Annotated in this window: 22 protein-coding genes; 8 read left to right on the forward strand and 14 right to left on the reverse strand. The window is 68.7% G+C overall.

Translation table 11 applies throughout. The features are described from left to right. Nucleotides 1-5: 5 nt before the first annotated feature. Nucleotides 6-953, reverse strand: a complete 948-nt coding sequence (locus L2U69_RS04855) for an SPFH domain-containing protein (RefSeq protein ID WP_236105423.1) — start codon at nt 951-953, stop codon at nt 6-8. 82 nt (nt 954-1,035) lie between these two features. Between L2U69_RS04855 and L2U69_RS04860 the strand changes: the two genes are divergently transcribed. Both L2U69_RS04860 and L2U69_RS04865 read left to right on the forward strand, forming a co-directional pair. Beyond that, entirely contained in the window at nt 1,036-1,767 is a 732-nt protein-coding gene (locus L2U69_RS04860) for a type 1 glutamine amidotransferase (RefSeq protein WP_236105424.1), read from the forward strand. A 55-nt stretch (nt 1,768-1,822) separates the two neighbouring features. Next, complete coding sequence (locus tag L2U69_RS04865) at nt 1,823-3,010, forward strand: type 2 periplasmic-binding domain-containing protein (protein ID WP_236105425.1); 1,188 nt, start codon at nt 1,823-1,825, stop codon at nt 3,008-3,010. A gap of 88 nt (nt 3,011-3,098) precedes the next feature. On the opposite strand, the gene L2U69_RS04870 is transcribed toward L2U69_RS04865, so the two are convergent. From L2U69_RS04870 to L2U69_RS04900, 7 genes are all read right to left on the reverse strand, one after another. Further along, entirely contained in the window at nt 3,099-5,465 is a 2,367-nt protein-coding gene (locus L2U69_RS04870) for an efflux RND transporter permease subunit (RefSeq protein ID WP_236105426.1), read from the reverse strand. A 225-nt stretch (nt 5,466-5,690) separates the two neighbouring features. Further along, nucleotides 5,691-6,371 (reverse strand): TetR/AcrR family transcriptional regulator, encoded by a 681-nt coding sequence (locus tag L2U69_RS04875; RefSeq protein ID WP_236105427.1) that lies wholly within the window; start codon nt 6,369-6,371, stop codon nt 5,691-5,693. Between the two features lie 58 nt (nt 6,372-6,429). Then, on the reverse strand, nt 6,430-6,903 hold the full coding sequence (locus L2U69_RS04880; protein ID WP_236105428.1) for a hypothetical protein: 474 nt from the start codon (nt 6,901-6,903) through the stop codon (nt 6,430-6,432). 66 nt (nt 6,904-6,969) lie between these two features. Continuing rightward, nucleotides 6,970-7,455: a DoxX family protein gene (locus tag L2U69_RS04885; RefSeq protein ID WP_236105429.1), complete on the reverse strand. Its 486-nt coding sequence runs from the start codon at nt 7,453-7,455 to the stop codon at nt 6,970-6,972. Then, nucleotides 7,452-8,249, reverse strand: a complete 798-nt coding sequence (locus L2U69_RS04890) for an HvfC/BufC family peptide modification chaperone (RefSeq protein ID WP_236105430.1) — start codon at nt 8,247-8,249, stop codon at nt 7,452-7,454. The genes L2U69_RS04885 and L2U69_RS04890 overlap by 4 nt, the downstream gene beginning before the upstream one ends. Next, nucleotides 8,236-9,099, reverse strand: a complete 864-nt coding sequence (bufB, locus tag L2U69_RS04895) for an MNIO family bufferin maturase (protein ID WP_236105431.1) — start codon at nt 9,097-9,099, stop codon at nt 8,236-8,238. The genes L2U69_RS04890 and bufB overlap by 14 nt, the downstream gene beginning before the upstream one ends. A 4-nt stretch (nt 9,100-9,103) precedes the next feature. Then, nucleotides 9,104-9,367, reverse strand: a complete 264-nt coding sequence (locus L2U69_RS04900) for a BufA1 family periplasmic bufferin-type metallophore (protein WP_236105432.1) — start codon at nt 9,365-9,367, stop codon at nt 9,104-9,106. A gap of 192 nt (nt 9,368-9,559) precedes the next feature. Between L2U69_RS04900 and L2U69_RS04905 the strand changes: the two genes are divergently transcribed. The 4 genes from L2U69_RS04905 to L2U69_RS04920 all read left to right on the forward strand — a co-directional run bounded on the left by L2U69_RS04905 (nt 9,560) and on the right by L2U69_RS04920 (nt 12,159). Further along, entirely contained in the window at nt 9,560-10,147 is a 588-nt protein-coding gene (locus L2U69_RS04905; RefSeq protein WP_236105433.1) for a sigma-70 family RNA polymerase sigma factor, read from the forward strand. Between the two features lie 19 nt (nt 10,148-10,166). After that, nucleotides 10,167-10,835 (forward strand): NrsF family protein, encoded by a 669-nt coding sequence (locus tag L2U69_RS04910; RefSeq protein ID WP_236105434.1) that lies wholly within the window; start codon nt 10,167-10,169, stop codon nt 10,833-10,835. 85 nt (nt 10,836-10,920) lie between these two features. Beyond that, complete coding sequence (locus L2U69_RS04915) at nt 10,921-11,442, forward strand: gamma carbonic anhydrase family protein (protein ID WP_236105435.1); 522 nt, start codon at nt 10,921-10,923, stop codon at nt 11,440-11,442. Between the two features lie 84 nt (nt 11,443-11,526). Beyond that, on the forward strand, nt 11,527-12,159 hold the full coding sequence (locus tag L2U69_RS04920) for a glutathione S-transferase family protein (RefSeq protein ID WP_236105436.1): 633 nt from the start codon (nt 11,527-11,529) through the stop codon (nt 12,157-12,159). A 36-nt stretch (nt 12,160-12,195) separates the two neighbouring features. Here L2U69_RS04920 and mscL read toward each other — a convergent pair whose 3' ends face one another. The 3 genes from mscL to L2U69_RS04935 all read right to left on the reverse strand — a co-directional run bounded on the left by mscL (nt 12,196) and on the right by L2U69_RS04935 (nt 13,527). Continuing rightward, a complete protein-coding gene (gene mscL, locus L2U69_RS04925) occupies nt 12,196-12,621 on the reverse strand; it encodes a large conductance mechanosensitive channel protein MscL (RefSeq protein ID WP_236105437.1) in 426 nt (141 codons plus the stop codon). Nucleotides 12,622-12,709: 88 nt separating this feature from the next. Then, nucleotides 12,710-13,177, reverse strand: a complete 468-nt coding sequence (locus L2U69_RS04930; RefSeq protein ID WP_236105438.1) for a GNAT family N-acetyltransferase — start codon at nt 13,175-13,177, stop codon at nt 12,710-12,712. Further along, the gene (locus tag L2U69_RS04935) at nt 13,174-13,527 is read right to left on the reverse strand and encodes an ArsC family reductase (protein ID WP_236105439.1); all 354 of its coding nucleotides are present in this window, start codon (nt 13,525-13,527) and stop codon (nt 13,174-13,176) included. Before L2U69_RS04935 ends, L2U69_RS04930 begins: the two co-directional genes overlap by 4 nt. 66 nt (nt 13,528-13,593) lie before the next feature. Here L2U69_RS04935 and L2U69_RS04940 point away from each other — a divergent pair, with 66 nt between their 5' ends. Further along, complete coding sequence (locus L2U69_RS04940; protein ID WP_236105440.1) at nt 13,594-15,444, forward strand: SLC13 family permease; 1,851 nt, start codon at nt 13,594-13,596, stop codon at nt 15,442-15,444. Here the strand turns inward: L2U69_RS04940 and L2U69_RS04945 are convergent. After that, entirely contained in the window at nt 15,428-15,901 is a 474-nt protein-coding gene (locus L2U69_RS04945) for a low molecular weight protein-tyrosine-phosphatase (protein WP_268967218.1), read from the reverse strand. The two genes, L2U69_RS04940 and L2U69_RS04945, sit on opposite strands and share 17 nt — an antisense overlap. 113 nt (nt 15,902-16,014) lie before the next feature. Here L2U69_RS04945 and L2U69_RS04950 point away from each other — a divergent pair, with 113 nt between their 5' ends. Further along, complete coding sequence (locus L2U69_RS04950) at nt 16,015-16,995, forward strand: SLAC1 family transporter (RefSeq protein ID WP_236105441.1); 981 nt, start codon at nt 16,015-16,017, stop codon at nt 16,993-16,995. Here L2U69_RS04950 and L2U69_RS04955 read toward each other — a convergent pair. After that, complete coding sequence (locus L2U69_RS04955; RefSeq protein WP_236105442.1) at nt 16,992-17,375, reverse strand: rhodanese-like domain-containing protein; 384 nt, start codon at nt 17,373-17,375, stop codon at nt 16,992-16,994. The two genes, L2U69_RS04950 and L2U69_RS04955, sit on opposite strands and share 4 nt — an antisense overlap. A 27-nt stretch (nt 17,376-17,402) precedes the next feature. After that, nucleotides 17,403-18,056, reverse strand: a complete 654-nt coding sequence (locus L2U69_RS04960; RefSeq protein ID WP_236105443.1) for a Crp/Fnr family transcriptional regulator — start codon at nt 18,054-18,056, stop codon at nt 17,403-17,405. Between the last annotated feature and the right edge of the window lie 61 nt (nt 18,057-18,117).

The following is an 18,117-nucleotide window of genomic DNA, read 5'->3' on the forward strand; positions in this document are numbered from 1 at the left end:
TCCCCTCAGCTCTGGCCCCAGGGCTTCGGCGCCGAGCCGCCGCCCGCGCCGCCCTGTTTGGTCAGATCGGCGATGCCCGAAATGGCGCCCAGGATCCCCGTCGCCTCGAGCGGCAGGAAGGTGATCTTGTTGTTGGGGGCCATGCCGATGCCGGCCAGGGCCTCGATGTATTTCTGGCCCAGGAAGTAGTTGATGGCGCCGGTGCCGCCGGCCGCGATCGCGTCCGAGACCATGGTGGTGGCGCGGGCTTCCGCCTCGGCCGCGCGTTCACGCGCCTCGGCGTCGCGGAAGGCGGCTTCGCGCCGGCCCTCGGCCTCCAGGATCGCCGCCTGCTTCTCGCCCTCGGCGCGCTTGATGCTCGATTCGCGAACGCCCTCGGCTTCGAGGATGGTGGCGCGCTTCTCGCGTTCCGCCTTCATCTGGCGGGCCATGGCGTGGACCATGTCCTCGGGCGGGGCGATGTCCTTCAGCTCGATGCGGGTGACCTTGATGCCCCAGGGCTGGGTCGCCTGATCGATGATGGCGAGGAGCTGATCGTTGATCTCGGTCCGGCGCGACAGCACTTCGTCGAGGCTCATGGAGCCCATGACCGAACGGATGTTGGTCAGCACCAGATTGATGATCGCCGCCGTCAGGTTCTGCACCTCATAGGCCGCCTGGGCCGGGTTGACGACCTGATAGAAGGCGACGGCGTCGCAGGTGACGATGGCATTGTCGAGGGTGATGATCTTCTGCGACGGGATGTCCAGCACCACTTCCTGGGTGGTCATGCGGGCACCGATCTGGTCGATCACCGGAAAGATGAAGTTCAGGCCCGGATAGAGCGTGCGGGTATAGCGCCCGAAGCGTTCGAGCGTGAAGGCACGGCCCTGTGGAACCGTCTTCACCCCCATGAAGACCAGGATCAGAACCAGGGCCACGAGGACCAGTACGAACACGCCGAAGCCTTGCATTTCCCCCTCCACATGCGATTTGGTGCCGGATGGTGCCCTTCATATCACGGTGCGGCCAGAAAAATGGTGAAGTGATTCACAGATGCGCATCCTTTGCATTCAGAACGACATGATGACCCCGCCCGGCCTCGTCGGGCAGGCCATGATCGCCGCCGGCGCGCGGCTCGACGTCGTCGCGCCGCACCATGGCTGGACAAGTCATGCGCCGCTTTCCGGCGGCACCCTGCCGGCGGCGCCGGGGGCATATGACGCCCTCCTGGTGCTGGGCGGGCCGATGCATGCCAATGACGATGCCGGCTATCCCGCGCTGCCCGCCGTGCTGTCGCTGATCCGGGCCTTCGACGCCGCCGACCGGCCGGTGCTCGGCATCTGCCTCGGCGCGCAGCTGATCGCCCGGGCCTTCGGGGCGCGCGTCTATCCGCGCGGCCTGACCGAGATCGGCTTCCTGCCGCTGGCCCTGGCACCGGCCGCCGCGGCCGATCCGCTGCTGCGCGACCTCGGTCCCGAGGCCCATGTCATGCAATGGCACGAAGACACCTTCGACCTGCCGCCGGGCGCCGAACTACTGATGACCGGCGCCGACGTCCGGCACCAGGCGTTTCGCCTCCATCGTGCGACCTATGGCTTCCAATGCCATTTCGAGGTGACGGCGGACATTGCCCGCGAATGGCTGCGCCGCAACCTCGACTGGGTGGCCCGCGAGAGACCGGACGTGCTCGATCGTTTCGAGGACGGGCTGCACCGCCACCTGCCCGGCGCCGCCCGTTTCGCATCCGCCGTGACCGACCGCTTCCTGGCCCTGATCGCGCCTTGACGCTTCGCGTGCCGAGGCACTGGACCGCGCCCCGCATCTGTGCAGGATGGCGGTCGTGACCGCCGCAACGCAAAGCCGTCTCCAGCCGAATCGTCGCCAGATCCTGGCGGCCGGCGGTGCGCTTGCCTGCGCGGCCGGCTTCGGCCCCCGCGCCGTCGCGGCACCCCGCCCGTCCCACATCCTGGCCCCCGCCGCCTATGGCGACGAAACCTTCCTCGCCGCCCTTGGCAAGCTCGCGGGCGCCAGCTTCGATCACCAGATGCTGGACGGTGACGATGCCGCCGTCGATGCCCTGCGCCCGCTCGGGCCGACCGCGTCGGCCAGCCAGATCCGCGCCCGCCCCGGCCTCGTCGTCACCGCCCATCCCTGGGCGCGCGGCATCCTCTGGCCCGAAGGGGTGATCGACGCGCTGGCCAAGCAGGTCTCGCCCACCACGATCGAACTGGCGCCGGGCCTCGTGCCCAGCCTGTCGGACCTGGAGACGGGGCTGGAGGGGCGCTATTTCCTGGGCCGGGCCATGGCCTTCGACATGGCCGCCATGGTCGTGGACCGGCGCCGTGTCTCGGTCGACGCGGTCGGCGATTTCGGTCTCGGCATTCTCGACGATCCGGCGTTGCGCGGGCGCTATGCCGTGGTCGACGACCGCCGCAGCCTGCTGGCCATGGCCATGCTCTATGCCGGGCTCGACCCCTTCCGCCTGCAGCGGCCGAGCGAATTACGCCGCTTCGAGCCCGCCTTGCGCCAGCTCGTCGCGCGCGCCGCCGTCGTGGTGCCGACGGCGGCGGAAGCGATCGCCGCCATCGCCGACGGCCGGGCCGACCTGGCGCTGCCCGCCGGCCTCGGTGCCATGGCGCCCGCCCGTCTTTCGGGCCAGGGGCATCTGGCACTGGCTTTGCCGGGCGTCGGGCCGCTGGGCGGGCGGGCCGCCTTCTACTGGGTCGAAATGATGACCGTGGTCACCCAGGCACCGGCCGAGATGAAGGCGGCCATGGCGGCGGCCGAGGATAGCGACGCGGTGCTCGCGCTCGCCCGCGCGGGGGGCGGTCTTCGACCGGTCGCCGGCCTTGCCCTGCCCGCCATCGCCGAGAAGCTGGCGCCCGAGGAACGGTCCGCGCTCGATCTCGATCTGCTGCCCGGCTTTCTTGCGCGCTGCGCCCCTATGGGGCTGGTGGCGGAACGCCGCCGCCTCGCCCCCCTGCTGGCCGAGGTGCTGGCCGGCCCGGCGGCCGATCCCGCCCAATAAGCCTTTCGCCGACCTCAACGAATGGGGTCGGCAACGAGAAAGGGGCGCGGTTTCCCGCGCCCCTCGTCTTGTCGTAACGCCTTGCGGCTCAATGCATGCTGCGCATCAGCGCGACGCGCTCTTCCTCCGACAGCGGCGGGTACTTCTTCGGCAGCACCTGCTGGATGACCGCGATCAGGGCCGGCAGCAAGGTGACCGCACCGATCATGTTCACCATGAACATGAAGGTCAGCAGCATGCCCATGTCGGCCTGGAACTTCAGGGCCGAGAAGCTCCAGGTCGAGACGCCGACCGCGAGCGTGAAGCCGGTGAACATGGTCGCCGACCCGACGTCCTTCAGTGCCTGCTCATAGGCATGGAAGGGCGACTTGCCGAGACGCATGTAGCGCTGGATGCGGTTGTACTCGTAGATGCCGTAGTCGACGCCGATACCGACCGCGATCGCCAGCACCGGCAGGGTCGAGATCTTGAGGCCGATCTGGGCGAGCGTGAGGAACATGTTGCCGATGATCGTCGAGAGGATCAGCGGCAGCACGCAGCACAGCGAGCCGCGCCATTCGCGATAGGTCAGCAGGACGAGGCTGATCACCACGCCGTAGACCCAGAGCAGCATGGGGATTTCCTGCTCTTCCACCACCTCGTTGGTGGCGGCGGTCACACCGATCGAGCCGGCGGCCAGACGGATCTGCATGCCTTCGAGGGTGTTTTCCGGCTTGGCGCGGAATTCCTTCACCGCCGTCACCACCCGCTTGATGGTGACCGCCTTGCTGTCCTTGGTGAAGATCAGCAGCGGCATCACGGTACAGGTCGTGTTCAGGGTCATGGTGGAGGTCGGGATCGGGCCGACCGCCTGCGCCAGAACCGCCGTGTTGCGCGGCAGGAAGTACCATTTCAGGTTCCCTTCGCGCCACATGGTGCCGACCATCTTGGCCAGCAGCGGCAGGCCGATGGTGGACTGCACGCCCTGGACGTTCGCCATCTCCCACTGGAAGCGGTCGAGCACGGCCATGTACTTGTGGTCGACGCAGGCGCCTTCGGGCGTCTCGACGATCACGGTCAGGATGTTCACGCCGATGTCGAAATTCTTCACGACATAGCGGGTGTCCTGATTGTAGCGGCTCTCCGGGCGAAGCTCGGCGGCGCCTTCATGCACGTCGCCGATCTGCAGCCCCTTCGAGACATAGACGCCGACGATGCCGAGGATCAGGCAGCCGGCGACCATCATCCAGGCGTTGCGCGGCTTGGCGATGCGCGCGACATAGGGCCAGACGCGCTCGCGCTTCTCCATCTGCTTCTTCACCTGGCGGGCATATTCGCCGGTGGGCGCGATATAGGACGCCAGCAGGGGCAGCATGATCAGGTTGGAGATGATCTTCAGACCGATACCGATCGAGGCGGTGATCGACAGTTCGCGGATCATCCCGATCGGGATCAGATAGAGGGTCGCGAAACCGGCGAGGCAGGTGAAGAGCGCGATCGAGCCCGGCATCAGCAGGAAGCTGAAGGTGTCGCGCGCCGCCTGGTTCTTGCTCTTGCCGTTGGCGATCTCGGCCGAGACCATGTTGATCTGCTGCACGCCGTGGGAGACGCCGATGGCGAAGACCAGGAACGGCACCAGCACGGCGAGCGGATCGAGCCCGAAGCCGAGCAGATCGAGAATGCCGAATTGCCACACCAGCGAGCACAGCGAGGCCGACAGGGTGACGAAGGTCAGCAGCCACGACCGGCAATAGAGCCAGAGCATCATGACCGTCAGGAGGAAGGCGACGCCCATGAACATGAACACGCTTTCCGCGCCGTCCTTGATGTCGCCCATGATCTTGGCGAAGCCGATGACTTTCACCGAGATGCCGTCCTTCTCGTAGGTCTGACGGAATTTCTCGAGGTCTTCGGCGACGCGGAAATAATCCAGGCGCTGGCGGGTGTCGGGATCGATGTCCTGCAGCTCGGCGGAGATCATCGACGATTCGAAGTTGTTCGCCACCATGCGGCCGACGATGCCGGCCTTCAGCACGTTGGCGCGCACGATGTTCATCTGTTCGGCGCTGCCGTCGAATTCCGCCGGCATGACGTTGCCGCCGGCAATGCCTTCTTCGGTGATTTCGAGGTAGCGGGTGTTCGGCGTCCACAGCGAGGCCAGCGTCGGTCGCGCCACGCCGCGGATGAAGAAGACGTCGTCGGTCGCCTTGCGCAGGACTTCGAGATATTCCGGCGTGAAGATCGTCTTGTCCTTCTCGTTCTCGAGAACGACGACGATGCGGTTGGCACCGGCGAAATCATCCTGATACTTCAGAAAGGTCTCGATGTATTCGTGACCGATCGGGAGCATTTTCTCGAAGCCCGTGTCCATGTGCAGGTGGGAGGCGAAATAGCCCATCACCACCGTCAGGACCGCGAGAAAGCCCAGGATAAACGCCCGGAACTTGAACAGAAAATTCTCAATATGCCGAAGCATCGAGTCTCCCCTTCCCCGCCGGTCATTGAACGACCGATCTTTAGTCGCCGGGATGCTGAACCCGGCTGATAATCTTGGCGAACTACAGTCCGACGGGGGCGCAACTCCCCCGAAGTTTCGCTAATTAGGCCCCCGAAGACGCCGCGTCAACGATCTTGACGAACGTTATGGGAGCCGGAACGGGAAGCGCCCCACTAAAGCACCCGAAACGCGGGAATAAATCCTTCATTCCGGCAACAAGGACCGGATCAGCACCGCCATCGTGTTCCGCGTCTGCCGCGGCGTCAGGCGCTGGATGCGGCGCAGCCCGTACCAGGAATGGAAACCGCCGACGGCCGCGATGCGGGCGACGGTGTCGAGACGCTTCTGCTTGCGCAGACCCGTCAGCTCCGGCCGGAAGGCCACCTCGACCTGGACCCGCAGGATGTATTCGACCTTGCGAAACGTATCGCGCAACGTGTCGGAGACGGGCGTCGCGATCTGCCCCGCCCAATAGAGATTGCCGGATTTCTCGAACAGGTCGGCGCGCTGGCGTGCCAGGGCGGTGATCCGGCCGTCGAGCGGCAGGTCATCGGGCACCGGCCGCACCAGGGGCGCGAACCGTTCCACCCCGAGGGCGACCGCGGCGGAGAACAGCGTCTCGAGGTCGGGGAAATGCTGGAAGATCGAGCGTGTCGAGACGCCGGAGCGTTCGGCGATGACCTTGGCCGGGGGCTTGAACTCCCCTTCCTCCACCAGGTCGATCAGGGCGTCGAGAACGGCGGCGCGGGTGCGCAGCGAACGGGCCAGGCGGCCGTCGATCTTGGCGGGTTCGGCGGCGGCGGCCGCTTCCCCGCCACGCCAGGACTCGTCGGCGGCGAGCCCCCAGGGAAAGCGCCCGCCGCGCTCGGTGGCGGTCTTGTTCAATCTATGCTCCGGTTCCGAGGAAGGCAGGCAGGGAATGGCCACGGGGCGGCGGTCGCCGTCAGAAGCCGCCACAGGGCCGGCCCATGGCATCGACCGCCACGCCGTCCAGGAAATAATCGCCGGCGCATTCCCGGCCGCCGAGGCGGATCTGCGGCGGCGCGCCGGCCCGGCGGGGTGCCGCCGTGACGGGACGAACCGGCACCAGCGGTTCGGCGCGGGGCAGGGCCGCGGCCGCCGGCAGGGCCGTCAGCGGCGGCGGCAGGATCGTCGCGTCCCGCGCCCTCGGCTTCGCCGCCGCGGGCGGCAGCGCCGCCGCCCGGGCCGGTGCCTGGGGATGGTCGGGATCGGCCCAGCGCCGGTGCAGCACCTCGCCGGGCAGGAGCATGTCCTTGGGTTTCTTCGGCGCGGGGCGCGTCTCGATGTCGCGGGTCTCGAGCGGCGGCAGTTCGGCCGCCGCCGTGCCCGGCGCGACGACGGGCGCGGCGATGGCCAAGAACAGAAAAAGGCGTGCGATCCGCTTGCTCCCCGTCATGACCGCCTCGCCCCTTCCGCCAAGCCAGCTCGTTTACCAAGAATGGCCGGCAGGATAGCAGCAGTTCTAGCGCCGCCGCAGGAAAAATCCGGCCAGGCCGTCGACCGAGACGAGACCGCCGCCCCGCACCAGCAGAACGAGCAGGGCACCGCCCCAGAGGAAGAATTCGACCGCGTTGAAATTGATGCCGTCGCCGGTGAAGGGCACGACGAGCTGGATCATGGCGGTAACGCCGAGCAGGATCAGGGCGCCGAAGCGCGTGCCGAGTCCGAGGAACAGCAGCCAGGCGCCCCCGGCCTCCGCCAGCGTGCCGGCCCAGGCGGCGAGTTCCGGCGGCAGCAGGGGCACGCGATAGATTTCCTGGAACAGGAAGACGGCGCTGTCGCTGATGCCGAAGCCGTCGAAGCGGGTGCTGGCGCTCTTCCAGAAGACCAGCCCGATGCCGAGGCGGAGCCCGAGCAGGCCCAGGGGTTCGAGGATCTGCGCCAGCCGGCGCAAAGGTTTCGCCAGGGCGGCCGGCGGCGCGCCCGAAAGGCTCTGGCTGAGGGTCATGGCAAGTCTCCGAGGGATTGAACGTCGTCGTGAAGGCAAAGCAGGCCGAGGCCGAGAGGACGCGCCAGGATCGCACCCGGATCGGCGTCGGCTTCGGCATCGAGGGCGGCATCGAGCGCCGGCCCCAGGGCGCCCGCTGCCGGCGCCAGGGCCCGAAGGAAGGCGGCATCGCCGACGCCGAGGTCGGCGGCCCGGATCGCGCCGGCGCCGTCGCGCCAGACCAACAGGCGCCGGGACTCGGCGATGGTCCGGCCGGGGGTGCCGTCGCGCCCGGCCTGATTGATCTCCCAGATGTGATCGACGGCATGGGCCGTCTCGACGATCGAGACGCCGGGCAGCAGGGCGAGGCGCAGCGCGTCGATCGCATCCGGCCCCATGGAAGCGAGGCGCATGGCCTCGAAGGGGGCCACGGCCGGCGCCAGGGCCGCCCGGTGGCGCGCCCATTCGAATGCCGCGACTTCCGCCACCATGGGCAGGGCGGCGAGTTCCGGCAGGCGGGCCAGGAAACCGGGAAAGCGCGCGCCGAACAGCGCGAGACGCGGGTCGTCCGGCGGGCAGTCGGCGATGAAGCGGGTCGCCAGGGCGGCAAATCCGGCCTCCCCGACGAGGCAGGCGACCACCGGGAAATGCAGCGCCAAAGCCGCGCTCAAGGTGGTGCGCACGTGATTGCGGTGGAGGGACAGGCGGTTCGCCGCCGGCACGCCGCCACCGCCGATCAGGGCCAGCAGCGCCGGATCGGCCGTGCCGCCCCGCAGGCTGGCGGCGAAACGGGCCTGGAAATCAGCCAGCAGCACGGCGCGCCTCGCGGGTGTCGGATGAGAGGAAGTGCCCGATGCGCGCCGCCTCCGCCATCAGGACGTCGAGCGCCGGCAGGTCGCTGTCCCATTCGATCAGCACCGGCGCTTCGGGGCACTTCGGGCGCATATGTCCGAGCAGGGCCAGCGCCGCATCCCCCACGGGGCTGCCGTGATCGTCGATCAGCATGGTGGCGGCGCCGAGCTCGACCACGCTGTGCCCGGCGAGATGAATCTCCCCGACCGCCGCGAGGGGCATGGCCGCGAGCTCGGCCCGGGCATCGAGCCCCAGGTTGCCGGCGCTGACCACGATATTGTTGAGATCCAGCAGCAGGCCGCAGCCGGTGCGGGCGACGAGGGCCGCGAGGAACGCCCCCTCGCCCATCTCGTCCTCCGTGAAATTCATGTAGGTCGAGGGATTCTCGACCAGGATCGGGCGGCGCAGCCGCGTCTGCACCCGATCGACGTTGCGGGCGACGACATCCAGCGCCTCGAAGGTCCGGGGCAGCGGCAGGAGGTCGTTCCAATAGTACCCGCCCTCCACCGACCAGGCGAGATGTTCCGACACCAGGGCCGGCTCCAGCCGGTCCACCAGCGTGGCGAGACGCGCCAGATGGGCGTCGTCGATCCCTGCGGCGGAGCCCAGCGAAAGACCGACGCCATGGACCGAGACGGGTCGATCCCGCCGTACCCTCTCGATCAGGACGGCATCGGGACCGTGAAGCATGTGGTTCTCGGCGTGGATTTCGACCCAGGCCGGGTCCGCCTCGCCGCCCGCGACGGCGGAGAGATGCGGCGCGCGCAGGCCGATGCCGACGGCGCCCGGCGGGATCGACCTGCGCGCGATCACGGGATCAGCCCTCGCTGGAGGTCAGGGAGCCGCCGACCAGCTTCTCGCAGGTGCCGGCGGGCAGGAACAGCCAGGCGTCCTTCTGGCCGTCCATGGTCGAGGTGCCGGCGCAGGACGAGCTGGCGGTCTGGCAGTCGTTCTGGCCCGCCTTGGCGACGCCGTAGCACTTCTCGTTGTCGGCGGCATGGGCACCGCCCGCGACGAGGCCGGCGGCGGCGACGGTGGCGGCGAACAGGGTGGCGGTGGCGGTCCGGGACAGGATGGACATGAAGATCTCCTTGGCTGTGGCGGGCCCCGTTTCGGTCGGCCCTTCGTGGAACGAGAGGCCGTCGACGGCCGGTCTCGTTGGAAGGTTCGGCGCCGCCCCGCGAAAGTTACACACGCCGCCGTCCGGCATTGTTTTCTTGTAAATTCCCGGGCGAGGCGGCACGGTTTGCCGGCTCACGGAGTTTGGTGAATCATGACCGACGAGGCCGATCAGCGCCGGGCGGCCGATCAGGCCCGCGAACTGGCGAACCTGATGGCGGCGGCGCAGGACGGCGACCGCCGCGCCTATGCGGCGCTCCTCCAGGCCGTGACCCCCTATCTCAGGGCACAGGCCCGGCGCTATTTCCGCAACACACAGGACGTCGAGGACGTGGTACAGGAAATCCTGCTGACCGTTCATCGTGTCCGCCAGACCTATGATCCCGAGCGCCCGTTCATGCCGTGGCTGACCGCGATCGCCCGCCGCCGCGTGGTCGATCGCCTGCGCGGCAAGGGCCGCCGCGAAACGCGCGAAATCGTCATTCCGCCGGATCATGAAACTTTCACCGAGGTCGCGGCGAACATTGAACCAGAGGCACCCGATCACAGCGCGCTGCATGCCGCCGTGGCGGCGCTTCCGCCGGGCCAGCGCCTGGCGGTCGAATTGCTGAAGTTCCAGGATCTCTCTCTCAAGGAGGCGTCGGAACGCAGCGGCATGTCGGTGGGTTCGCTGAAGGTGGCGGCGCACCGCGCCTACAAGAGCTTGCGCGCCGCGCTGTCGGGCGGCGGGAATGATGCGTGACGAGGTTGAGAGAACGAAGGTGGCTGCGGATACGAACCGGTTGATCGACACTCTGGTGAGCGAAGCGCGCCCCGTGCGGCGGCTGCGGCCGCCCCTGGTGCGCGCCGCGTTCTGGCTGGCGGTCTCCGTCGCGGTCATCGCCGCCATCGCCTATCTGCATGCCGTCAGGGAAGAGCACGGCCTGCGCCACCTGTTCGGCCAGTTCGCCGATATCGGCTTCACCCTGCAATGGCTGGCCAGCCTGCTCACCGGCGTGACGGCCATCGTCGCCGCCTTCGAGCTGGCCCTGCCCGACCGTTCGCGCGCCTGGCGCCTGCTGCCGCTGCCGGCCGTCGTGTTCTGGTTCCTTTCCATCGGCTATGGCTGCCTGACCGACTGGGTGGAGCGCGGACCGGACGGTTTCGTCGCCGGCCACAGTTTCGAATGCTTCGGCGTGATCGTCGGCACCAGCGTGCCGCTCGGCCTGTTCCTGGCCTGGATGCTGCGTTTCGCCGGCGCCGCCTGGCCGATGGAGACGATCACGGCGGGCGCGCTCGGCACCGCCGCGCTCTCGGCCGCCGGCCTCAGCCTCTACCACGATCTCGACGCCTCGCTGATGATCCTGATCTGGCACGGCGGCACCACCGCCCTTGTCGTCGGCGTCAGCCGCATGGTCGGCCGGCGGATGATGCGCCGCCGGCACGCCTGACGCTTTCGCCGCTCGGCTTTCCATTGCACGGCGCCTCGCTTCGGAGGCATGCTGCGGCCGAAAGCGAAGCAGCGGGGCGCCGGCGATGATCTACGAACTGGGCAACAAGAAGGTCGTGCGCGAGGAAGGATCCTGGATCGCGCCCGGCGCCGTCGTGATCGGCGACGTCGTCCTGAAACAGAACGCCAGCATCTGGTTCAATGCCGTCATCCGGGGCGACAACGATCCCATCGTGATCGGCGAGAACAGCAACATCCAGGACGGCTCCGTCCTCCACACCGACGACGGCGTGCCCATGGTCGTCGGCTCCCATGTCACCGTCGGCCACAAGGTCATGCTGCATGGCTGCATCATCGGCGACAATACGCTGATCGGCATCAATTCTGTGATCCTGAACCGCGCGAAGATCGGCAGGAACTGCATCATCGGCGCCAACAGCCTGATCCCCGAGGGCAAGGAGATCCCCGGCGGCTCCCTGGTGGTCGGCAGCCCCGGGCGCGTGGTGCGCCAGCTTTCGGAGGCGCAGGCCCAGATGCTGACCCTCCAGGCGCTGCACTACGTCGAGAACGCCAAACGCTACGCCCGCGACCTGAAGTCCGCCGAATAGACGATTTCATCCGCCCGTTTCGGTGTCATCCCTTCAAAGCCGGCAGGCGATCCCCAGATAGGGTTGGCAACAGCGGAGATGACGATGTCCGACCGTCCCCAGATCTTCGGCATTCCCACCAGCACCTTCTGCTGGACCATCCGCCTGGTCTGCGCCGAGAAGGGCCAGGCCCACGATTTCGTCGAGATGATCCCGGGCGGGGTGCTGGACGGCGTGCGCCACCCCTTCGCCCGGGTGCCGGTGCTGCGCTTTCGGGGTGTCACGGTCTACGAATCGCCGGCGATCGCGCGTTTCCTCGACCGCGAGCTGGAGGGACCGGCACTCCAGCCCCGCGACAGCCTGGCATTGGCGCGGATGGACCAGTGGATCAGCGCCACCGCCGATTATCTCTATGATTCCATGATCGAGGGCGTGGTGTCGGAGCGCCTGATCGCCCCCCTCGACGGGCGCGAGCCGGACGAGGCGGTGGTCGCCGAACAGGCCGAGATCATGCACGGGCAATTGGGCGTCGTCGACGAGATGCTCTGCGCCGAACGCTATCTGGCCGGGCCCGACATCACCCTGGCCGACCTCTTCCTCGCGCCCGTGATCTATTGGGTCGACAAGACGCCCGAGGGCGCGAGCGCCCTCGACGCCTATCCGACGCTGCGCCGCTGGTTCCGCGGCATCGCGGAACGCCCGGCCTTTCGCGAGACGACGCCCCTGGTCACGGTCTGAGACCCCACGGCCCTGCGCGACAGGGGCGCCCCTTTTTCAGCTTTCCTTCGACTTCAGGACGTCGCGGATCTCGGCCAGCAGGCTTTCGGTCGGAGTCGGGCCCGGCGGCGGCGGGGGCGGCGCGGCTTCCTGCTTCTTCATCATGCTGTTCACCCCCTTCACCAGAAGGAAGACGGCGAAGGCGACGATGACGAACTGGATCGCGACATTGATGAAATTGCCGTAGGAGATGACGGCGGCGCCGGCCTCCTGGGCTGCCGCCAGGGACTCATAGTCCGTATCGGTCAGATTGATGTAGAGCTCCGAGAAATCGACACCGCCGACCAGCAGGCCGATGGGCGGCATGATCACGTCGTTCACGACCGACGTCACGATCTTGCCGAAGGCGGCGCCGATGATCACGCCGACGGCGAGATCGATCACGTTGCCCCGCATGATGAATGTCTTGAATTCCTTCAGCATCGAATGCTCTCTCCTGCTTGCCGGCCCCTTCGCCGCTTCCCCTGCATTAGAATGCAACCCGGACGCAAGGCAATGAATTTGTCGACCGTCAAATCTTTCCACCGGGCGGCGCCAGCCACTTTCGCATGTAGATCCGGTCGAAGCCGCGCTCCACGCGCCGGTCGAACACCCGATAGCCGAGCCGCTCGTAGAACGCGACATTCTCGACCATGCGGGCGTTGGTATAGAGGCTGATGGCGCCGAGGCCGGCCGCTCGGGCCGCGCCCTCGGCATGAGCGATCAGGGCCCTGCCGATGCCCCGGCCCGCCGCCTCGGGCCTTACCGCGACATTGTCGAGCAGCATTTCGCCGTCCTTGCGCACCAGCACCAGAAGCCCGGCGACCCCGCTCGCCAGGACGGCCACGGTCACCCGACCGGCGGCGATGGCGGCGGCGTAATCGTCGGCCATCGGCCCCGGCTCGCGCCCGATGCGGGCGACCCAGGGGCGATAGGCGGCCTCGACACAGGCTTCGATCGCCGCCAGATCGCCGGCCTCGGCCGGCCGGAGGACGGTCATTCGCGGCCCAGCGTCGCCGCGTAGGTCTCGGGCTTGAAGCCCGCGAGATAGCGGCCGTCGAGATCGAGCAGCGGGCGCTTGATCATGCTCGGTTGTTCGACCATCAGGGCGATCGCCCGGTCGCGGTCGAGATCGGCGCGCGCCGCTTCCGGCAGCTTGCGGAAGGTGGTGCCGGCGCGGTTCAGCACCTTGTCCCAGCCGAGCGCGTCGCACCAGCGCCCCAGGCTTTCGGCATCGATGCCCGCCTGCTTGTAGTCGTGGAAGACATAGTCGATGCTGCGCGCCTCGAGCCACTGGCGGGCCTTCTTGATCGTGTCGCAATTCTTGATGCCGTACATGGTGATCGTCATCGCCCGTCCCTTTCCTGCTCTGGCGCTTGATGCCACGGCGGGGCCGCTTGCGCTAGATTTTGCGCCATGACGCTGCAACTCGCCCTCGTGCTCGGCCTCCTTGGCGCCGCCGTGGTCATGTTCGCGCTGAACCGGCCGCGCATGGACGTGGTGGCGCTGATCATGATCATCGCCCTGCCCTTCACCGGCGCCGTCTCGACGGCCGAGGCGCTGTCGGGTTTCGCCGACCGCAACGTGATCCTGATCGCCGCCCTCTTCGTGATCGGCGAAGCCCTGGTGCGCACCGGTGTCGCCCAGCGCCTGGGGGACGCCCTGATCCGCCGCGCCGGCGCCAGCGAGATCCGGCTGATCGCGCTGCTGATGATCTTCGTTTCGCTGCTCGGGGCGATCATGAGTTCGACCGGCGTCGTCGCCCTGTTCATTCCCGTCGTGCTGCGCGTCGCCCGCGGCGCCGGCCTCGCGCCCAGCCGCCTGATGATGCCGCTGTCGATCGCGGCGCTGAGCAGCGGCATGACCACATTGGTGGCGACGCCGCCCAATCTGATCGTTCACGGCGAATTGCTGCGCCACGGCCTCGAAGGCTTCGGCTTCTTCGGCTTCTCCCCCTTCGGCCTGCCGGTCCTGGCGCTGTCGATCGTCTATGTCCTTCTCGTGCGGCGCTGGCTGACGCTTCGCCCGGCCGGCGCACCGGCGCCCAGCCGGGGCCCGGGTTTCGCCGAATGGATCGACGATTACGCGCTGGCCGCGCGGGAGCATCGGCTGCGCGTCGGCCCCGCCTCGCCGCTCGCCGGGCAGGCGCTGCGGGCGCTGCGGGCGCTGGCGCTCAGGGCGAGCGAAGGCGCCAACGTGATCGCCGTCGAACGCGGCATCGGCTTCGGCCGGCACCTGTTGCGTCCCCATGCGGACCTGGTGCTGCACGCCGGCGACATCCTGCTGGTCGACGTTTTCGAACCCGCCTTCGACCTGGACGAGACCATGGCCCGCCTCGGCCTCGAGCCCCTGCCCCTCAGCGGGCGCTATTTCGCCGAGAGCCGCCACGAGATCGGCCTCGCCGAAGTGATGATTCCCGCCACCTCCAACCTGATCGGCCAGACCCTGGCGCAGTCGCGCCTGCGCAGCGAACACGATCTGGTCGCGATCGGGCTGCGCAAGGGCCGCAAGGCCGAGACCACGAACATCGCCAGCCGCAAGCTCGACACCGGCGATACCCTGCTGGTCACGGGGCCGTGGCAGGCGATCCGCAAGCTCGGCGACGATCGCCGCCACCTGATGGTGATCGCGCTGGCGGCGGAAGGCGAGGACGTTGCGCCGGCGGCGGAGCGCGCCCCCTTCGCCCTCGGCGTGCTGGCGCTGGTGGTCGGGGCGATGGTCCTCGGCCTCATTCCCAATGTCGCCGCCGCCCTGATCGGCTGCCTGCTGATGGGCCTCTTCGGCTGCATCGACATGAAGGGCGCCTATCGTTCCATCCATTGGCAGAGCCTGGTGCTGATCGTCGGCATGCTGCCGTTCTCGATGGCGCTGGAACGCAGCGGCGGCCTCGCGCTCGCGGCCGAGGGTTTCATTTCGATCTTCGGCCAGGGCGAGCCCCGGCTGGCGCTGGCCGGGCTCTTCGTGCTGACGGCGGGCTGCAGCCTCTTCATGTCGAACACGGCGACGGCGGTCCTGCTGGCGCCGGTCGCCATCGCCGTCGCGGGCGACATGGGCCTGTCGCCCTATCCCTTCGCCATGACCGTCGCGCTCGCCGCCTCCGCCGCCTATGTGACGCCGGTCTCGTCCCCGGTGAATGCCCTGGTACTCGGCCCCGGCGACTACCGCTTCGGCGATTTCGTGCGCATCGGCCTGCCCCTGGCGGTGCTGGTGCTGGCGGTCACCGTTTTCCTGGTGCCACTGATCCTGCCGTTCAGCCCCGGCGGATGAGATCGAGCAGGCCGGCGGCGCCCGCCGTCACCTCCGCCCAGGTGGTCTCGAAACCGGCGTCGCCGCCGTAATAGGGATCGGCCACCGCCTGCCCCGCCCGCCCCGCCACGTGATCGAGCAGGAGGGAGAGACGCGCCGTCCCGTCCGCCGGGCGAAGCGCCCGCAGGTTGCCGAGATTGGCGTGATCGAGGGCGACGACGTGATCGAAGCGCCTGAAATCCGCCGCCGTCACCTGGCGCCCGCGCAGGCCCGAAATGTCGACGCCGTGGCGGCGCGCCGTCGCCTGGGCACGGCGGTCCGGCGGCTCGCCGACATGCCAGTCGCCCGTGCCGGCGGAATCGACCCGCAGCGCGATCCCCGCCTCGCCCGCCAGATGGCGCAGCGCGCCTTCCGCCATGGGCGAGCGGCAGATGTTGCCGAGACAGACGAAGAGGACGGCGGCGCGATCGGACGGCAAGGCAACACCCATCGGGAAGACTGAACGAGCGGATGTGATTTAGTCACATGACCGGCGCCCAAGCCACCGACAGAATGGCGAAAGCGATGGAACTTCGAATGCGAGAAACGACCATGACCGCCCCGACGGCGGCCGGCGGCATCGTCGCCGGCCGGCTGGAACATCTGCCCCTGCCCCTCTTCGCCGCGCCCATGGGCGTCGGCGGCCTCGGCCTCGCGTGGCGGGAAGCGGCGCGGGTGCTCGGCGCGCCCGAGCTGATCGGCGAGGTGCTGCTGGGGACGGCGCTGGCGAGCTGGCTTCTGATCGCCCTGCTGCACGTCATGCGCGCCCTGAACCACCCCGGCGCCCTGGCCGGCGACCTGCGCCATCCGATCCGATCCGCCTTCGCCGGGGCCGTCAGCATCGGCCTCCTGATCGTCGCGGGCGGCTTCATTCCCTATGCGCCCGCCTTCGCCGCCGGCCTGTGGCTGGTCGCGGTCGGCCTGCATCTGGCGATCGGCATCTGGACCGTGCGCGGCCTGCTGACCGCCCCGCGCGAGGCGGCGACCCTGCTGCCGCCCCTGCTGATCCCCCTGGTCGGCAATATCGTGGCGCCGATCTTCGGCGCGAAGCTGGGCTTTCCGACATTGTCGTGGATGTTGTTCGGTCTCGGCATGCTGCTCTGGGCCGGGATCCAGCCGCTCATCCTCGGCCGGATCGTCTCGGGCCCGCCCCTGCCGGGCAAGCTGCTGCCGACCCTAGCCATCATGCTGGCGCCGCCGGCCGTGGGTGCGGTCGCGCTGTCCGCGCTGACCGGCGGTTTCGACACGGGGCCGCTCGCCCTCCTCGGGCTCGCCGCCTTCGTCGCGGCCGTGCTGCTGGCGATGGCCGGGCGGTTCGCGGCCACCCCCTTCGCCGTATCCTGGTGGGCCTGGACCTTCCCCAGCGCCGCCTTCTCGGTCGCGGTCAGCGGCTTCGCTCACGCCCATGCGGCGCCGGGCGTCACCGTCGCCGCATGGGCCGTCCTGGCCCTGGCGACGGCGATCGGCCTGATCGTCGGCGCGGCGACACTGCGTGCGGCCGCCCTCGGCGAGTTGCTGAAGCCCGAGACCTAAGCGGCCTTGGCGACGTGGCGGATGCCGCCCGTCGCCGGATCGGTCGCGATATAGGGCAGGCCCGCCGTCTTCCAGGCGGCGAAGCCCCCCGCCATATGGGCGAGCGGGGCGATGCCCGCGCCGGCGCAGGCTTCCGCCACCCGGCGCGAGCGCATGCCCGAACCGCAGTGGAAGACGATGCGCTTGCCCTGCTGGGTCGGCAGATAGCCCGGCTTGAAGCTGGCGAGCGGGGAGAGCATCCCGCCCTCGATGTGCTCGAAGGCGAATTCCTGCGGGGTGCGGACGTCGATCAGCACGATCTCGCCCTTCTCCTGCGCGGCAAAGACTTCCTCGGGCGTCCAGCATTCCAGCGGGGTCCCGCTCATATCCTCGACATGCATGATCTTCCTCCTAGATGATCGATTGAGTCACATGGCGGCGACCGCGCCGAGGGCGGCGCGGTCCCGAACTTCGATGGCGCCGCGGCCGAGATTGACCCAGCCGCGCTGCCGGAAATCGTGCAGTTGCCGCGACACGACTTCCCGCGCCGTGCGCAACTCGGCCGCCAGTTCCTGATGGGTCGTGGCGACCGTGCCGTCCGCCGCCGCCATGGCCAGAAGCTTGCGCGCCAGGCGGCCGTCGACCCGGCGAAAGGCGATCTCGTCGATGACCTGGAAAAGCTCGGCCATGCGGCGCGAGACCGCGGTGAAGACGAAACGCCTGAAGGTGGGCGAGACGGCGATCGCCTCCTCGAAGGCGGCGCGCGGCAGGGCCACCGCCTCGACCTCGGTCTCGGTCACGGCTTCGGCGTCGTAATCCTGATAAGCCAGCATGCAGGCGGCGGTCAGCACGCAGCTTTCGCCGCCGTGGGCACGGAACAGCACGATCTCGCGGCCCTGTTCCGACCATTGCTGGACGCGGATGGTGCCCCGGATCAGGAGCAGCATGTCGTCCGGGGCGTGCCCCGGTCCGACGATGGTGGTGCCCGCCGGAAAGCGCCTCGTCCGGGCCCTTCCCGCCAGAATCGCCCGCGCCGCCGGTTCCAGGGCCGAGAGGGCGGGGAAATGTTCGATCCAATCCATGGCGCATCCGTCCTTCGCCGCCATCGGAGCAGATCACGGACGGTCCGTCCTTGCGATCGGT

This window comes from Zavarzinia marina, from assembly GCF_021568905.1.
GTDB lineage: Bacteria > Pseudomonadota > Alphaproteobacteria > Zavarziniales > Zavarziniaceae > Zavarzinia > Zavarzinia marina.

What these genes read in the sequence shown, in the direction of transcription:
- L2U69_RS04955 (WP_236105442.1), bottom strand. Translation starts at nt 17,375, where the DNA reads ATGCATGTCGAGGATATGAGCGGGACCCCGCTGGAATGCTGGACGCCC.
- L2U69_RS04905 (WP_236105433.1), top strand. Translation starts at nt 9,560, where the DNA reads ATGACCGACGAGGCCGATCAGCGCCGGGCGGCCGATCAGGCCCGCGAA.
- L2U69_RS04860 (WP_236105424.1), top strand. Translation starts at nt 1,036, where the DNA reads ATGCGCATCCTTTGCATTCAGAACGACATGATGACCCCGCCCGGCCTC.
- L2U69_RS04870 (WP_236105426.1), bottom strand. Translation starts at nt 5,465, where the DNA reads ATGCTTCGGCATATTGAGAATTTTCTGTTCAAGTTCCGGGCGTTTATC.
- L2U69_RS04885 (WP_236105429.1), bottom strand. Translation starts at nt 7,455, where the DNA reads ATGACCCTCAGCCAGAGCCTTTCGGGCGCGCCGCCGGCCGCCCTGGCG.
- L2U69_RS04930 (WP_236105438.1), bottom strand. Translation starts at nt 13,177, where the DNA reads ATGACCGTCCTCCGGCCGGCCGAGGCCGGCGATCTGGCGGCGATCGAA.
- L2U69_RS04900 (WP_236105432.1), bottom strand. Translation starts at nt 9,367, where the DNA reads ATGTCCATCCTGTCCCGGACCGCCACCGCCACCCTGTTCGCCGCCACC.
- L2U69_RS04880 (WP_236105428.1), bottom strand. Translation starts at nt 6,903, where the DNA reads ATGACGGGGAGCAAGCGGATCGCACGCCTTTTTCTGTTCTTGGCCATC.
- L2U69_RS04920 (WP_236105436.1), top strand. Translation starts at nt 11,527, where the DNA reads ATGTCCGACCGTCCCCAGATCTTCGGCATTCCCACCAGCACCTTCTGC.
- L2U69_RS04855 (WP_236105423.1), bottom strand. Translation starts at nt 953, where the DNA reads ATGCAAGGCTTCGGCGTGTTCGTACTGGTCCTCGTGGCCCTGGTTCTG.
- mscL (WP_236105437.1), bottom strand. Translation starts at nt 12,621, where the DNA reads ATGCTGAAGGAATTCAAGACATTCATCATGCGGGGCAACGTGATCGAT.
- L2U69_RS04950 (WP_236105441.1), top strand. Translation starts at nt 16,015, where the DNA reads ATGACCGCCCCGACGGCGGCCGGCGGCATCGTCGCCGGCCGGCTGGAA.
- L2U69_RS04915 (WP_236105435.1), top strand. Translation starts at nt 10,921, where the DNA reads ATGATCTACGAACTGGGCAACAAGAAGGTCGTGCGCGAGGAAGGATCC.
- L2U69_RS04940 (WP_236105440.1), top strand. Translation starts at nt 13,594, where the DNA reads ATGACGCTGCAACTCGCCCTCGTGCTCGGCCTCCTTGGCGCCGCCGTG.
- L2U69_RS04960 (WP_236105443.1), bottom strand. Translation starts at nt 18,056, where the DNA reads ATGGATTGGATCGAACATTTCCCCGCCCTCTCGGCCCTGGAACCGGCG.
- L2U69_RS04935 (WP_236105439.1), bottom strand. Translation starts at nt 13,527, where the DNA reads ATGACGATCACCATGTACGGCATCAAGAATTGCGACACGATCAAGAAG.